Origin of the sequence: Planktothrix sp. (genome assembly GCF_046067725.1) — a bacterium.
Classification (GTDB): Bacteria; Cyanobacteriota; Cyanobacteriia; order Cyanobacteriales; family Microcoleaceae; genus Planktothrix.
The window spans coordinates 1-15,911 of the sequence record NZ_JBJUDF010000092.1; the positions used below are offsets into that span (position 1 = coordinate 1).

14 protein-coding genes and 2 pseudogenes are annotated in these 15,911 nt (G+C 37.8%); 7 read left to right on the forward strand and 9 right to left on the reverse strand.

Annotated elements, in window-relative coordinates; translation table 11 throughout:
- On the reverse strand, positions 1-183 hold a 183-nt coding region (locus ACKPEB_RS05275), incomplete at its 3' end, for a DUF3172 domain-containing protein (protein WP_408963788.1).
- Between the two features lie 211 nt (positions 184-394).
- Between ACKPEB_RS05275 and clpS the strand changes: the two genes are divergently transcribed.
- From clpS to ACKPEB_RS05290, 3 genes are all read left to right on the forward strand, one after another.
- On the forward strand, positions 395-676 hold the full coding sequence (gene clpS / locus ACKPEB_RS05280) for an ATP-dependent Clp protease adapter ClpS (protein WP_072718595.1): 282 nt from the start codon (positions 395-397) through the stop codon (positions 674-676).
- 20 nt (positions 677-696) lie between these two features.
- Positions 697-1,590: a lysostaphin resistance A-like protein gene (locus tag ACKPEB_RS05285; protein WP_408963789.1), complete on the forward strand. Its 894-nt coding sequence runs from the start codon at positions 697-699 to the stop codon at positions 1,588-1,590.
- 134 nt (positions 1,591-1,724) lie between these two features.
- A complete protein-coding gene (locus ACKPEB_RS05290; RefSeq protein ID WP_408963790.1) occupies positions 1,725-2,648 on the forward strand; it encodes a DNA cytosine methyltransferase in 924 nt (307 codons plus the stop codon).
- Positions 2,649-2,882: 234 nt separating this feature from the next.
- Here ACKPEB_RS05290 and ACKPEB_RS05295 read toward each other — a convergent pair whose 3' ends face one another.
- Complete coding sequence (locus ACKPEB_RS05295; RefSeq protein WP_408963791.1) at positions 2,883-4,823, reverse strand: ABC-F family ATP-binding cassette domain-containing protein; 1,941 nt, start codon at positions 4,821-4,823, stop codon at positions 2,883-2,885.
- A 113-nt stretch (positions 4,824-4,936) separates the two neighbouring features.
- On the opposite strand from ACKPEB_RS05295, the gene ACKPEB_RS05300 reads away from it, so the two are divergent.
- Together ACKPEB_RS05300 and ACKPEB_RS05305 are read left to right on the forward strand one after the other, a co-directional pair.
- Positions 4,937-5,182 (forward strand): DUF433 domain-containing protein, encoded by a 246-nt coding sequence (locus ACKPEB_RS05300; RefSeq protein ID WP_408963792.1) that lies wholly within the window; start codon positions 4,937-4,939, stop codon positions 5,180-5,182.
- A gap of 83 nt (positions 5,183-5,265) precedes the next feature.
- Positions 5,266-5,556: pseudogene (locus tag ACKPEB_RS05305) on the forward strand (DUF5615 family PIN-like protein); the annotation flags it as partial.
- Between the two features lie 21 nt (positions 5,557-5,577).
- On the opposite strand, the gene ACKPEB_RS05310 reads toward ACKPEB_RS05305, so the two are convergent.
- From ACKPEB_RS05310 to ACKPEB_RS05325, 4 genes are all read right to left on the reverse strand, one after another.
- Positions 5,578-6,435, reverse strand: coding sequence for a prohibitin family protein (locus ACKPEB_RS05310; protein ID WP_408963793.1), 858 nt, complete (start codon positions 6,433-6,435; stop codon positions 5,578-5,580).
- A gap of 111 nt (positions 6,436-6,546) precedes the next feature.
- Positions 6,547-8,061, reverse strand: a complete 1,515-nt coding sequence (locus ACKPEB_RS05315; RefSeq protein WP_408963794.1) for a family 10 glycosylhydrolase — start codon at positions 8,059-8,061, stop codon at positions 6,547-6,549.
- A gap of 162 nt (positions 8,062-8,223) precedes the next feature.
- Positions 8,224-8,625 (reverse strand): photosystem II protein Psb27, encoded by a 402-nt coding sequence (gene psb27, locus ACKPEB_RS05320; protein ID WP_408963795.1) that lies wholly within the window; start codon positions 8,623-8,625, stop codon positions 8,224-8,226.
- A gap of 155 nt (positions 8,626-8,780) precedes the next feature.
- Complete coding sequence (locus ACKPEB_RS05325) at positions 8,781-9,755, reverse strand: carbohydrate kinase family protein (RefSeq protein ID WP_408963800.1); 975 nt, start codon at positions 9,753-9,755, stop codon at positions 8,781-8,783.
- Between the two features lie 203 nt (positions 9,756-9,958).
- On the opposite strand from ACKPEB_RS05325, the gene ACKPEB_RS05330 reads away from it, so the two are divergent.
- Both ACKPEB_RS05330 and ACKPEB_RS05335 read left to right on the forward strand, forming a co-directional pair.
- Complete coding sequence (locus ACKPEB_RS05330) at positions 9,959-10,222, forward strand: hypothetical protein (RefSeq protein WP_408963796.1); 264 nt, start codon at positions 9,959-9,961, stop codon at positions 10,220-10,222.
- 3 nt (positions 10,223-10,225) lie between these two features.
- Positions 10,226-10,771, forward strand: coding sequence for a helix-turn-helix transcriptional regulator (locus ACKPEB_RS05335; protein ID WP_408963797.1), 546 nt, complete (start codon positions 10,226-10,228; stop codon positions 10,769-10,771).
- A gap of 152 nt (positions 10,772-10,923) precedes the next feature.
- Here ACKPEB_RS05335 and ACKPEB_RS05340 read toward each other — a convergent pair whose 3' ends face one another.
- The 3 genes and pseudogenes from ACKPEB_RS05340 to ACKPEB_RS05350 form a co-directional block, all read right to left on the reverse strand.
- Positions 10,924-13,317 carry a DUF1565 domain-containing protein gene (locus tag ACKPEB_RS05340; protein WP_408963798.1) on the reverse strand — a complete coding sequence of 798 codons (2,394 nt, stop codon included), beginning with the start codon at positions 13,315-13,317 and terminating at the stop codon, positions 10,924-10,926.
- Between the two features lie 202 nt (positions 13,318-13,519).
- The gene (locus ACKPEB_RS05345; protein ID WP_408963799.1) at positions 13,520-14,479 is read right to left on the reverse strand and encodes a ribbon-helix-helix protein, CopG family; all 960 of its coding nucleotides are present in this window, start codon (positions 14,477-14,479) and stop codon (positions 13,520-13,522) included.
- A 580-nt stretch (positions 14,480-15,059) separates the two neighbouring features.
- Positions 15,060-15,911: pseudogene (locus ACKPEB_RS05350) on the reverse strand (ATP-binding protein); the annotation flags it as partial.

The following is a 15,911-nucleotide window of genomic DNA, read 5'->3' on the forward strand; positions in this document are numbered from 1 at the left end:
GGTACTCGGTGCATTACGGTCAATAAATTGACTGGAAGCCACGTTTTCTGGGGTTAAGGTGGTTGTGGAACTAATTGCAATTCCAATCCCAATTCCCAGAATCAGTACCCCGCCAATCACTGCTAAAGCTGTGTAATTAAAGAGTGAAGGTTTAGCAGGTGCCATTTTGGTTCTACGTCTCATATTAACTCAACAGGGTTTAAACACTCAAACTAGAGTAGGGTATTTCCCTTCTAATATGTTATCGTGTCCCCGTCTGAGATGTCGGGTCAACCGCCAACTCTCAACAACCTTGTCGCTCCTGCAAGGATTCATTAAACTATATAAAGTCTAATAATTTATTGATTTTACTAATCCTAAACCCTTTCCATTATTTCAAAAAGGAGAAAAAGCCGTGTCTGTCGAGACCGTACAAAAAAGTGAGACCGTTCGTAAACTTGCACCCCGTTATCGGGTTTTGCTCCATAATGATGATTTTAATTCGATGGAGTATGTCGTTCAGGTGTTGATGAAAACGGTTCCGAGTTTGACTCAACCCCAGGCGGTGAGTATTATGATGGAAGCCCATACCAATGGTCTAGCATTAGTGATTACTTGCGCTCAAGAACACGCGGAATTTTATTGTGAAACATTAAAAACCCATGGACTCATCAGCACCATTGAACCCGATGAATAAACTTCCTCAATAATAGGACAATGGGTTTGAAATACGATTTTGAATTTTTAAGAAATTATCCAGCTTTTCTGAGAATTATTATTTTTCTCCTCATGTTGGTGTTGCTTTGGCTTCCCTTGGCAGCACCTTTTTATTTATGGGTGAGCAATCGCAATTTTGTTAGTATTATTACCTTAATTTTCCTCTATATCGAGTTTATCATATTAATTCATGTTTGGGGAAAAATCATTGATCAAAAATCTCACCCCCTAACTCGTTATGGGTTAGTATTCAATTCTAAAAATTATCAAAATTATTTCAAAGGATTAGGATTAGGATTAATCAGTTTAATGGGATTATTCTTCATCGAATCTCTATTCGGTTGGGTACAATGGAAATCTCCAAACTCTGATTTTTTGAGAATGAGTTTAGAAGGGTTTTTAGTTGCTTTTGGGGTGGGGTTTGCCGAAGAATTATTTTTTAGAGGATGGTTACTCGATGAATTAAACCGAGATTATTCGCCGAAAATAGCATTAGGAATTAATAGTTTAATTTTTGCGAGTTTACATTTTATTAAACCTCTATCAGAAATTCAAAGAACAGCCTTACAATTTCCAGGGTTAGTGTTATTAGGATCAATTTTAGTGATCTCCAAACTCGCTTGGTTTCCGGCTTCTTCACCTCGTTTAACGTTAAGTCCCTCCGGTTGGTTGGGTTTGCCGATGGGGTTGCATGGTGGGTTGGTTTGGGGATATTATATGATTAATGTGGGGCAACTGATTGATTATTCTGATACGGTTTCTGAGGCAATTACTGGAATTGATCAAAATCCGTTAGCTGGGGTGATGGGGTTGTTTTGTTTGGGTGTAATCGCAATTTTTATCTGGAAAAAGTCATTATTTCGGAAACTCCCTAAAGTTAATTCTAAACAATAGTTTGAATTTTAATTTTAACCCAAAATTAACAATAACACACTTCAAAGATGCTCAACCGTTATTCGGCTATCAGTTGGTTGATTTTTGGGTATGAATCATGTTAAACTAGGAATTATAATCAGTTAATCAGGACAATGAGATATATCGATTTATTTTGTGGAATTGGTGGATTTAGAATTGCAATTAATCAAGCCTTAAAGGGTAAAAATATTAACTCTAAGTGTGTATTTTCCTCAGATATTGATCCTGATGCTCAAAACATTTATCAGATGAATTTTGGTGAACAACCTGCCGGAGATATTACCCAAATTGAAGCCAAGAATATTCCTGACCATGATATTTTATTGGCTGGTTTTCCTTGTCAACCTTTTAGTATTTGTGGACAGCTTAAGGGGTTTGAAGACACCAGAGGAACCTTATTTTTTGACATTGCTCGGATTTTAGATTGTAAAAAACCCAATTACTTTATCTTAGAAAATGTTAAACAATTAGTCGGACATAACCAAGGTAAAACATTACAAAAAATTCTGGAAATTTTACAACAATTGGGCTATTATATTCAATATAAAGTTCTGAATGCCTTACATTTAGGATTACCCCAAAAGCGAGAACGGATTTTTATTGTCGGTTATCGTCAACCGTTATCCTTCCGGTGGGAAATTCAAAACATACCGATGAAACCTTTAACGGAAATTTTAGAACCTCAAGTTTCAGCCTTTTATTATGCTTCTGAAAAAATCCGTAATAACAGATTAGTAAAATATCAAGGAAAAATTGCTTCTGAACCGACCATTTGGCATGAAAATAAAGCAGGTCATATTAGTGCTTATCCCTATTCCTGCGCCTTAAGAGCCGGAGCATCTTATAATTATTTATTAGTGAATGGAGAACGCCGTTTAACAGAGCGAGAAATGCTACGTTTACAAGGATTTCCCGACGAGTTTAAAATGGTAGCTTCCTATTCAACAGCCCGTCGATTAATTGGGAATAGTGTTCCAGTTCCTTGTGTTTCCAGGGTTATGAATTGTTTGTTGAATCAAGATATTATGAACGAGTAAAAGTGGTTTTTGAGTTGAGGTTTTGTTTAACAATCCTTCTCTAAATTTAGCGAAGGAACTGTTAAATCAATAGAGTTTTTAATAAGAGTCAGTCTAAATCTGATGTACAAATTACCGCCCATCGTAGGGGCAAGGTTTTCTCACCCTGACACGGGGATATGTGTCCATTGTTTGAGATGAATACTCCTCAAATTAGGATTGTACAATCCCTTTAGACTTACTATCTTAAAAAAATTAATTAAAAGAGGCAATTTCCGCTAATTCTAACCAACGTTCTGTCGCATTATCAATCTCTTGGGTAATGGTTTCTACCTGTTGATGTAAGTCTTGAACTTTAGAAACCGCCCCCGGAGGTGCGTGATATAATTCCTGTTCTAACTCGATTTTTTTCGCTTCTAACTCAGCAATTTTTACCTCTAATTTCTCATATTCTCGTCGTTCTTTAGACGATAATTTCCGTTGTCCGCTTTTATCCCAAGAATATCGTTGAGATTTTTCTAGTTCTTTCTCTGTATCTTTCGGTTTTTCTTCAACTTTTGTGGTTTGACGATTTAACTCTAACTCCTCAGCTTTTTTATAATCTAAATAAACCGAATAATTACCCGGATATTGTCGTAAAATTCCCCCAGGTTCAAAGGCAAAAATTGTCTCAACGGTTCGGTCTAAAAAATAACGGTCGTGGGAAACCACAATTACACAGCCATTAAAATCCTCTAAATAATCTTCTAAAACCGATAACGTTTGAACATCTAAATCATTTGTGGGTTCATCCAAAATTAATACATTCGGCGCACTCATTAACACCCGTAATAAAAATAACCGTCGTTTTTCTCCCCCTGAAAGTTTGCTTAACGGTGCATATTGTTGACTGGGGGGAAACAAAAACCGTTCTAACATTTGAGAGGCGGTAATTTGAGTTCCGTCGGCGGTTTTCACATATTCTGCTACTTCTTTTAAATAATCAATCACACGCTGATTTTCATTCATCGCCTCTAATAAATCTTCCGAATGTTGGTCAAAATAACCGATATGAATCGTTGACCCGATTTCTAAGATTCCGCTATCAGGTTGAACTCGACCTGTAATCATATCTAATAGCGTTGATTTTCCGACTCCATTTCCCCCAATAATTCCTAAGCGGTCATCAGGATTAAAACTATAGGTAAACTCTTGAATTAAAACGCGATTATCATAGGATTTAAAAACATGATTTAATTCAATTACCTTTTTCCCAATGCGGCGACCTGGAGTTGAAATTTCGACTTTCCCCTGAGCTTGCTTAAACTCCGTTTCTTGCATCACTTCGATGCGTTGAATTCGAGCTTTTTGTTTCGTACTTCTAGCTTTTGGCCCTCGCTTCAACCATTCTAATTCCCGACGTAAAACCCCTCGATGTTTGCGTTGTTGACTAACAGCAATATCCTCGGCTTCCGCTTTCTTTTCTAAAAAATAAGAATAATTTCCTGAATAGGTAAATAAATCCCCTCGGTCTAATTCTAAAATCCGATTTGTTACTTGGTCTAAAAAATAGCGGTCATGGGTAATTAAAAGTAACGCACCGCGATAATTTTTTAAGTAATCTTGCAACCATTCAACGGACATTGCATCTAAGTGGTTGGTCGGTTCATCCATTAATAAAACATCCGGTTCAACTAATAACGCTGTTGCTAAAGCAATGCGTTTGCGATATCCCCCCGATAACTGACGAATCGGCGTGTCAAAATCTTCAATCCCTAATTTTGTTAAAATAATTTTAGCTCGGTTTTCTAATTCCCAAGCGTTGGTTGCATCCATTTTTTGAGTGACTTGGGAAAATCGCGTTAAGAGTTGAGAATCTTGAGGATGTTTTGCTAATTTATGAGATAAATCTTCATACTCTTGAATTAAGTGCATTTGTTCGCCACTATCGGCAAAAATTTGTTCTAAAACCGTGCGGTTTTCATCTAAATTCGGTTGTTGTGGTAAATAGATGACTTTAGCTCTGGGGTTTACCCAAAGTTGCCCACCATCAATGGGTTCCTGTCCTGCAATCATTTTTAATAAGGTTGATTTTCCTGACCCATTAGTTCCAATTAAACCGACTTTATCTGTCGTATCTAAACTAAAGTTAGCTTCTCTGAGGATTTCTTTGGTTCCAAATTCTTTTTTAACAGATTGTAAAGTAAAAATAGACATAATTTTTAAGGGTTTTAAAATAGATTAATTCAGGAGAATACACGAATTAGCGTAAATCTAGTATAATTATACTATGAAATAGTTGAATTGAAACCAAGTACAATAGGTGAAGTATGACACCAGCAAGTTTACTGTCTCGAATTGCTATTGATCCTAACATTTGTTTTGGCAAACCTTGCATTCGGGGTCATCGAATTTGGGTTTCTCTCATCTTAGATTTTTTAGCCAGTGGAGTTACCATTGAATCCCTCTTAGAAGAGTACCCTGGAATAGAGCGTGAAGATATTTTAGCTTGTATTGCTTATGGTGCTGAAATGTCCCGTGATTGTTATGTGGAAATTCCGGTTAGATCTCGTTAATTTCTGGTCAAATGAAAATCAAACTTGATGAAAACTTAGGAAATCTTCGGGCTGTAGCACGTTGACGTTTAGCAGGTCATGATGTTGAAACCGTGAGCAGTCAAAATCTAAGTTCAACGGATGATTTAAGCTTAATTGAAATTTGTCATTGTCAGGGAAGATGTTTAATTACTTTGGATAGAGGGTTTAGCAATTCTTTCCGCTATAATCCCTCTAATTATTCAGGAATTGTGGTTATCCGTTTACCTTCTCAACCCACCCCACAAGATTTGGATGAGGCAATTGATACCCTAGTTAATGCTTTAGATGAAGCAGAAGTAGAAGGTAAACTCTGGATAATCCAAAGAGACAAAATTTGGCAATATCAACCCTAACAACAGTCTGAGCTTTAACCTTTATTCATAACTCATTTCTGAAAGATTTCCTAAATTAAATAAAAACGGAACCATGCTTTTATTATCCCCATTCAAAATTAACACTTTTGGCATTTGGGCTCCTCCCTTTTGCCAAGCTTCAATCGCCTCTTTTTGTAAGACTAATTGTCCCCCAGTGGCTTTCAATGTTTCAGCTAACAAACGTTGAGCTTCCGCCGTTCCTTTTGCCCGATTAATATCAGCTTGAGCTTGTTGTTCTGCCTCTTTAGCAATATAAACCGCTCGTCTGGCTCGTTGTTCAGCAATTTGTTTTTCTTCAACGGCTTTCGCAAATTCAGGAGAAAAGGTTAAATCAACAACACTCGTATCTAAGACAATAATTCCATATTTATCTAATCGGTCATTTAAGGCTTCATCAAAATCGGCTTTCAATAATTCCCGTTGGGTAATTGCTTCTTCAATGGTTCGTTTTGCTGCTGCAATTTTAAAGGATTCTTGAGTTTGAGGAGCAACAACTTTAGAAACAATATTTTGTAGTGTTCCCTGTTCTCGTCGAATTCTCACCACTTGTACCGGGTCAAGCCTAAAGTTAATAGCAAAACTCGCCGATAGCTGTTGTAAATCTTTAGTAGAACTTTGAGCCGGAACTTCAAATTTCTGGACAGTTACATCATAAATATCGACATTAGAAACTAAAGGAGGTTTAAAATGAATTCCTTCTAATAATACCCCATCTTGTGCTTTTCCTAAAATACTTAATACTCCCGCTTGACCCGGATTAACAATCACAAAGGAATTCACCGATATTAACGCTAATATTGCTAATCCAATTCCTAAAATCAAGCCGATTAAACCCGTTTCGGGGGATGCACTTTTCATAAAATTAACTCCAATTGATAATCCTATTATAGCGGGATTTACAAAATCTGTAAAAAGATGAGCTTAATGATTAGTCACTCTCCGATTGAACCCAGTTCATAATCTTAATTCTTATCGGTGACAAAATTTTCGTTGTCGGGTTTCTTCCAAATCTTGCCAATCATAACCGTAATGACTAAACGCATTAATTTGAGGAATGATTGCAGAAATATTCACCATTTGTTGTTCTAAAGACGGGCGATTTTTTAATGCTTTTCCCCAGTCTCCAGCTAAAGCGGGAATGACTTGAGTTCCTGGGGGTGCTTGTTGAACAACTTGCTGAACTTGTGCCGTAATACAGTTGGTTTCTCCACAGACCGCATAGGACATGGGATGCCATTCGATTGAGGGTGAAAATTGATCCCAAGGCTGCATTCGCGAGTCAAATCCCATGCCTCCTATTTTACGATTTCCTTCAGGAAAAAACACAGCCCCCGCCGGAATTCCTTGGCTTTGAACAGGTTGAGTTACAGTGGCTAAAAAGTCTAAAACTCCCTGTCTAGCATGGGCAACACTTAACCGCCATAATTGTAATTGTAAAGTTTCCCCCATTTTAGGAACAGAAGCTAAAGTTTTCCACTGTTTCTCATCAGGCCAATAAGGTTTATCTTTTTCATCAGGATATTTTTCGGTCACGGCTTTGACATCATTTTCCGTAATAAATCCTTGCTGTATAAATCGCTGCATTAAGTCTTTGCCTTTTTGACTACTCGCTCGATTTAAAAAGACTTGTTGAGACGCTTCTCCATAAATCCATAAATCTTTAACTTTTGTTGCAACCGATTCTCCTCCTAACCCTTTGGGATAGCGAACATAATCAAATAAAACGCCATCGGGACGACGTTGTAAAATAGCATTTAATAAGGTTAAATAATCTTCTCTAGCAGTGGGATGATACGGGTCAACAAACCCTTGATTCACAAAACTTTCCCCATATTCGTCGATTTTCGTTTGGTCAATCACGGCTGTTGTTGTTGTTTCACCTTTACCATTGCGAGCTAAAACAGAATTTCTATCGGGTTTTAAAGTATAAGTATAACCATAATTTAACATAAACATCCAAGCATATACTTTTAATCCCCGTTGTCTACCTTTTTGAATAGTTTCTGCTAATAAATCGCGGTTTTCTATTCCCGGCGATCGCATTGCCGATGGCCAAGCTGTGGGATTTTGACTCAAAGGTAACAACACTTGACCATCATAAAAAACTTCTAAATAAACTTTGTTATATCCTTTATTAATAATATTATCTAAAATTCGATCAACTTCTCCGGGTCGAGCATCACAGGGATAGAATCGTAACCAAATCGCTTGAGTTTTGGGGTTAATTTGTTGACGACATTGATTGATTTGTTGAGCGTGTTGAATTAAAATAGTATTATAGTTTTTAATCGCTTCAGGATTTCCGGTTAAGGCAGTTTGTCGTAAACTTTCTTTTTGGGTGATCGCTTGTGGCGATAATTTACAATAAGCTAAAGTTTGAGAACGCGCGACAGACACTAACAATAAAGGGTTCAAGGAAAGGGTTATCAAAAAACTGAATAATAACCGAGAAAAACGATGTTGAGGAATCATTAAACCAAACATAAATTGTTACAGTATTTCACGATATTCAATAATTCACAATATTCTTAAAGAAATCAGTGGAAAAGAGAGATGTTAACTTTTACCCATTCGTAATTCGTAATTCGTAATTCCCCATTGACTCATAACTGAGGATGGGCGGGAAGACCCCGCCCCTACAAATGATTAAGCGCCTCGGTTGACGGCGGCTTCAACTTGTTTAAATTCTTGTTCCAAACGTTGTTTTAATTTATCGGGGATAGGACGATTGGGATAGGAGCTATAATGACCAGCTAAGGCGTTGAGTGCGGTTCGCATGGTGGTAAAGGACGAGAGAGTCGTCACGGAACTATCGCGACGGTAACGGGCGATAAATTCGTTAATCACCTCGCGGGCTTGACCTTGGGCTTCTGCCTTATTCGGTGCATCTTCTGGTAACATGATAGCAGTTCTTAAGCTATCGACAACGGCTAAAGTATCTTGAGGATAATTACCTGTTAAGAGTCCAGAAGGACTTCCCCCACATCCGACTAAGGTAATGGCAGCTACAAGAACAAGAGCTAATAGGCGAGAAATGTATTTTTTCATGAGCTTTATTAGAATTGGCATTAAAAATTATAGTCAAAATTAGGGTCTATTCTCTCTCAATTAAGAAATCAACTGCTAAAATGAGGGATGGGATCAGGGTCAAGCGTCCCAATTCTAATACTGAATTGAGATTGAGTTCCGATTTTAAAAATTAATTAAAATTCATAATTCTTTAAAAATATTTCAACTTCTGTTAATGTCGGTTGAGCGGCAATTGCACCGGGTTTTGTTGTAGTTAATGCCCCAACTGCACTAGCAAACCCCACTATTTCTTTAGCGATTTTAGGGTAATTAATCGATTCTATTCCTAATTTACAGAATTGATAAAGAATTCCGGCTGTAAATCCATCTCCAGCACCCGTTGTATCTGCAACACTAACAGAAAATGCGGGTAGTCTTCCTGAATTTCCAGCTAAATAATAGGCACAACCTTGTTCTCCTGCGGTAACAAATACTCCTTTAATTTGTAGTTGTTGAGCGATCGCTTTGGGTTCTATAGTATTAAATAATAATTCGGCTTCTTCATTTGTTAATTTCAGGAAATCCGCATTTTGAACCAGATTTAAAATCAATTCAATAGCGGCATCAGGATTTTGCCAAAACATCGGACGCCAGTTAATATCAATAAAAATTTTAACTTGATATTTTTTAGCCAATTCAACCGCTTTTAAAATTGCTTTTTGACTTTGAGGATAAGCTAATTCTAAGGTTCCTAAAACAAGAAAATCTGCGGTTTTAAATAATGGTTCGGGCAGATGTTCAGCTTGTAAATAAGTATCTGCAAATTCTATAGTATCTCGCGCTCCAAATCCAGCAAAACTGCGATCGCCTGCGGCATCTCTAACCACATAAACAATCCGAGTCGGTGCGCTAGAATGGCGTTGAACCCCTGTAAGATTAACCCCCGTTTCTGTTAATAATTCCACTAATTGTTCTCCGGGTGCATCTTCCCCAATACACCCCATAAAAGCCGTAGAAATTCCTAATTTAACTAATCCACAAGCCGTATTTGCTGGTGCACCTCCAGGGTAATCTGTCCAAGATTTAACTTGTTCTAACGGTTTTCCTAATTCATTCGATAACCGATCAAACAACATTTCACCAATACAAATAACTTGAGGATTATTCATGATTGTTAATGATAATAAACCGTCTAAACTATTGTAGGGTGCGTAAGCTGCATCGCACGCACCATAAACCTGATCTGGCATTTAACCAGGGAACCCGGTAACCAGGGAATCGGGCAAAATTATTCACTCCATCCCAGTTATAATAAGTTGTCACTTGACAATTTAAACACAATAAACTATAGTTTATACAAGCTCAAATTTTTATGTCTAGGAAAAAACATCCTAAACCAGAGATTGAAGCAGCCTTGAAATATGCCGAACAAAATGGATGGCGTGTTGAAGTGGGATCTCATGCTTGGGGAAAAATTTACTGTCCTTATAATAACAAGGATTGTCGCTGTGGAGAATTTTGTATTGTCAGTGTTTGGAGTACCCCTAAAAATGCAGGCAATCACGCTAAACTAATCCGTCGTGTGATTGATAACTGCACCGTTCATCATCAAGCACAAGAGGAAGAGGAGAATTAAAAAATGCCAGAATATGATTTTATTTTAAACTTTAATCTTCCAGATATTCCGGTCAATCTTGATAATTTTTTAGAGACTTTAGCAACAGAAGGTTGTGATGATGCTTTAATTGGAATTGGCAAAAAGGGGCGAATTGCTCTAAATTTTATACGCGAATCTTCATCGGCAACAGAAGCAGTTTATAGCGCAATTCGAGATGTGAAACGGGCTATTCCCCAGGCAGTTTTGACTGAAGTTAGCCCAGATTTTGTGAGTTTAACCGAGGTTGCTAAATTACTTGGATGTACCCGACAAAATATTCGTAATTTGATAATCAAGGATGAACTAAACTCTCCACAACCTATCTATGGAGGAACTCCTTCAATCTGGCACTTATCAGATATATTGAACTGGTTATGTGAGGAGAAAAATTACCGCAATAGAATTAAGCCGAATTTATTAGAATTATCTAAGGTTAATAAGGATTTTAATATTGCTAGGAAGTGGGAAACAGTTGATCCAGAACAAAAGCAAAAAATGATTAATTTTTTTAGCCAAATTTCTGCTTAATTGATCATTTCTCGTTGCTAGGTTCTACCTAGCAATACTTTAATCAGGCTCCGCCTGCTGTTAATAAGAGGCTCTGCCTCTCTGAGTAAATTCTGGTTCTACCAGGGAAAAGTTAAAAACCCGGTTTCTGGCAGAAACCGGGTTTTTAGGAGTTAAACAATGTAAGGAGAATCAATCGCCTGTGCCCGATTAAGCGCCACTAAGGTTTGATAGAAAATCGCTGCAATTTCCGCACGGGTGACATCTTTTAAAGGATTAAAAACTTCTTTTTTCGGGTAATTAACCACCATGTTTAATTCCGTTGCTGTAATCATGGCATTAGTAGCAAAGGAAGGGATTTGAACACGGTCAGTATAAACACTTAAATTAGCGGGTGTTCCTCCGGTTAATTTCAACCCATTGACTAAAGAAACAATGGCTTGAGAGCGAGTTAAATTTTGATTGGGTCGGAAGGTTTTATCAGGATAACCGGATAGGAACCCCGCGCGATTTGCTTTCTCAATGGCTTCTTTCCCCCAGAAATCCGTCGGCACATCGCTAAAACCTGTTGCTTCGCGAATGGGGGTTAGTTCAAAGGCTTTCATCAACATTGCAGCGTGTTGGGCACGGGTTAAGGTTGCATCGGGTTTAAACGAACCATCGGGGAACCCGCTAATAATCCCCATATCCGCTAACCGTTCAATAAAGGTTCTCGCCCAGTGAGACCCAATATCGTTAAATTTCGCCCCCCCTGGAACCGGAGTGGGAGTGGGACTAGGGCCAGGAGTGGGAGTAGGACTAGGGCCAGGAGTCGGACTTTGATTCGCGGTAAATTCAATACTTCCTAATGTCCGAGTTGGGTTAATTTGATTTCCCACCGAAATTAAGGTAAATTTACTGGCATTTTGCACATCATATTTGCCATTATCCACAAATACATTATTGCCATTATCTTGAGGGTTGCCCATATCCGGGGCGGAATCAGCAATCACCGTTAACCCGTCTTGGAGATTCTTCTTCACTTGGTTTTTTCGCAATACGGGTTTAGATTGTCCTGATAATACCAAACCAGAACGATTTTCCAGAATTTCATTTTCAATAATTAACGGAGCCGCAGCAGCTTGCACAGCGATCGCATATCCGGTATTTTGGAATTTATTTCCCCGAATTTCACCTTTAGCATTTCCCGCTAAAGCGATACCATTTCCCACGTTTTGAATAAAATCATTATTCAGTACCGCAGGAATGGCTGTTCCTGTGGCAAATAATCCTTCTCGTTTGGATTTTGTTAAAGTACAACTGGCAACGGTACAATAAACGGATTCTGCCCAAATTCCGGTTCCTCGCGTTTGCTCATTGCTGACACTAACACCCTTAACAGTGGAGTTATTTTGCATTAAAATCGTAATATTCTGAGCCGCTGCACTGGGACTGGTAAACGTGCCACTTCCGACAATTACCACATCTTTACCTTTTGTGGCTTCGTTCCCCAGAATTGTCACTCCTGATGGCACAATTAAGGGAAAAACTTCCCCACTCGCGGCGTTATAATTTCCTGGGGCGACTTGAATTACGGTTCCTGATTGGGCGCGACTCAGGGCTTTAGCAATAGTTTTTAAAGGGTCAGATTGACCGCCTGAAGCAGAATCATTACCTGTGGCAGAATTAACAAATAAGGTGGCAGATGCAGCCATTGGTACAGTTTGAGTCACGACTTGTAGAGTTCCTTTAACGCGAGTAGGACTAATAATATTTCCAAAACAAGTTAAGCTGACAGTTCCGGCATTGTTAATATCAAAACCGCCATTATTGCGAATTGTATTTCCCCCTGGAGTTTGCACCGTTCCTAAATCGGGACTCGCTTGATTCATCATCACAACTCCATCCCCGGTATTGCGTTCAATTAAATTTTGACGCAGAATCGGTTTAGCCTGATTTGCAATTAATAATCCAGATCGATTTTCTACAATAGCATTATCCCGAATTAAGGGAGCGGCTTGATCTTTGATGGAAAGACCATATCCGGTATTTTGAAAGGTATTGCCTTGAATTTCTCCGGTTATTTCTCCTTCAATGGAAATGCCATAGCCTTCATTTTGAATAAAAAGACTATTGAGAATTTGAGGTTTTCCTGAACCCACGGCATAAACGCCTTCTCGCTTGCATCGAGTCAAGGTACAATTGGCAATCATCGGAGATTGAGATTCAATCCAAACCCCAGTTCCTCTGGTTTGAATATTGGTAACAGTTACGCCTCGTAATTGGGCGTTATTTTGCATCAATATTGTAATATTTTGACTCGCTGCACTGGGACTGGTGTAGAGCCCATTGCCTTCGATTAAAATACCACTGCCTTTACCCGGTTCATTCCCTATAATAATGACTCCAGAAGGCACAATTAACGGGAAAACTTCGCCACTCAAATTATTATAAGTGCCTGCTTCTAGGTAAATCGTGGTTCCAGATTGGGCTTGAGACAAAGCTTTTTTTAAGGTTTTAAAGGGGGATTTTGAGTCGCCGGAACTGAAATCATTTCCGGTCGCGGGGTTAACGTAAAGAGTTACCATAGTTTTGTTTTTGATTAAACCATCTGGGCTTGATCCTAAGCTCAGTTACACTTTCTACGTTAAGGTTTCTGGAGAAAAACCGGAAAAATTTAATTTATTTTAATATTGTTCTGTGGGTTAGACCGTTAGGGGGTGTCAGCCCTGATCTTCGTTTTTGTAGGTTCAAGATGGGCATAGCCCATCCTAAGTTTAAGGTTTGAATTTAACTATTAAACGTGCGATTTCGCCATTTAGACAGTTGAGATTCTCCAAAAGACGCTAATCCTTGCAATTCTAAAACCCGTTTTTGCAAGACATTAATTAACTGGTCTTGTTCTTGCATATAATTTTTCAGAGCGTCATAATTATTGGCGGTTGTATGCGTTTCATCCTGATGCTGTATCGGAGAAATTAAACTCGCTAATTTCTTCTCTATCGTAGCTATTTGCATTTTCTGGTTAGCACAAATCTGTTCTAGCTGCTGATAATTTTCTTTGGAAATACTATGAGCTAGTTTTCCTTCTAATTCAGCAATTTTTTCCTCTTTTGTTTGGAGTTGCGCCCAAGAACGATGACGTTCATGAAGTTCTTTTTGTAAAGCTTCAATTTGCTGATTTAATTGTGCTTGGATGTTTCGTTGTTGTTCTAACTCATTCTGTAAAGCTTGGTGATTTCCTTCTGAATTTGCTGTTTTCAATTGTTCTTCTAACTCAGTAATTCGAGTGAATTGAGTTTGGAATTCAGCTATCGTTGTTTTTTGTTGTTCTGCTTCTTTTCTCAAAGCTTCATAAGTCTCTAATGCTACGGTTTTTTCCCGTTGAGCTTCTAACTCAGATATCCTAGCAACTTGCTGTTGTAACTGCTGAATAATCTTATCTTTTTCTTCAACTTGCTGTTTTAAATTAGCCGTCTCAGAGGAAGTTGTAGAAGAGTCTATATTAACGGTGGGTTCCGTTGCTACAGGATTAGAATTAGCTGTGTTTTGAGTTTCCGGCGATGGTTTTAATTTTTCTTGGGCAAAACGTTCAAATAATTCGGATTTTGACACCCCCAATTGTTTCGCTAAAGCTTCGACTTTTTGAGCTGCATCTGCCGTTAAAGACACTGTAACTTTTACTTTGTCATTAATTGCAGAAGTAGAACGAGGATTAGAAGTTGGGCGTTTTTTTCTATTGGTTGACATGAGACAATTTTCCTGATAAATTTCATTTATGAGACAATAATTTCAGATTTTGGATATTAGAAACACAAATCAACCCAAAATCTAAAAGGGTTTATGCCAAATTTATGATTGGATGGCGGTAGACTGTTGAGCATGAAGTCTATAACTCATGGTTGCAGAGGATAGATGTTGGTGAGAGTTTCAGCGTTAATATGCTGTTAAACCTAACCTCCCAACATTGTTAACTCAATATACTTAGTCAACTAGATAGTTAGGCGAGATTGGGTTGTGGCGGGACGTTACAGTATCCGTTTGCCTGCGGGTTCAAAACGTTGAGGTTTTGAATTTCTGTTCAACATTATCCTGCAATAGCCTACATTTAGCAGTATAGGGCGGTGCGGAGACAAAAAAGTGTAAATTTTGTAAAGAAACAAGAAGCAAGTGGGTCTGTGGAGCAAGCGTCCCCGCCTGCATCGCTAAAGATGTATGGACAAAAGGGGTTTGGAGTGCGAGGGGAAAAGCAAGGGAATGGCGGGAGATCGACCGCTATCGTTCTCAACAACCCAAAGCAAAAAGATGTGCTGAATCAATCATCTTAATCTTAACAAAACTTTTTTACAAAGTCTCTAAAAATAGAAGATAATTTAAACATAATTTTATCTTCTTTTATTTTAGCAACTAAATACCGTTTTTGTAAAGATTGTAATCCATTAATTAAATCCGTTGATGATAACTCTACAGTTTCTCTCAATGTTTCTCTGGATAAAGGTTGCTCAAATTGACTGAATTTTAAAACAATTTGTTGTTCAATGGGTGAAAGTCTATTATATAATTGATTAAAATGTGATCGCATTTCCTGAGTCATCACTAATTCATTTTCAGCTAGAAATTCACCAACATCACCATCAAATATATTTTTAATTAAAATAGCAATACTTTTTAAATAACTAGGATTTCCTTCATATAAATTAATTAACGTTAACCAAGACTCCCCATTTGCTAATCCTTTATGATTCAAAATTTGACTATCATATAAACCTGATAATTCCAAAGACTTAACCGAATATAATTCCTCATCTAAAGATTCCATTTCTGCACATTGTTCTTGACTAATCAAAATTAAACTACTTTGATGTTGAGTTTCTGTTGTCAGGGTGAAAAAGTTTTGATAACTGTGATATTCCGGTTGATATTGTCCCGCAAATTCACCCAGAGTAAAGATATTCTGCACATCATCAAGGATCATTAAACATTTCTTATTTGCAAAGATATCAAATAATTGTTTGAATTGATCCTCTAGGGTTTGTTTTTCTTCTAGTTTAATAATATTCAATAAATCCTTAACGAGCAAGTCTAAAGGTTTAGGATATTTTAAACTTTTCCAAATAATGACTTCAAATTGCTCTAAGTTCAAATCAACAAATCTTTTAACCAAGGCGGTTTTACCTATTCC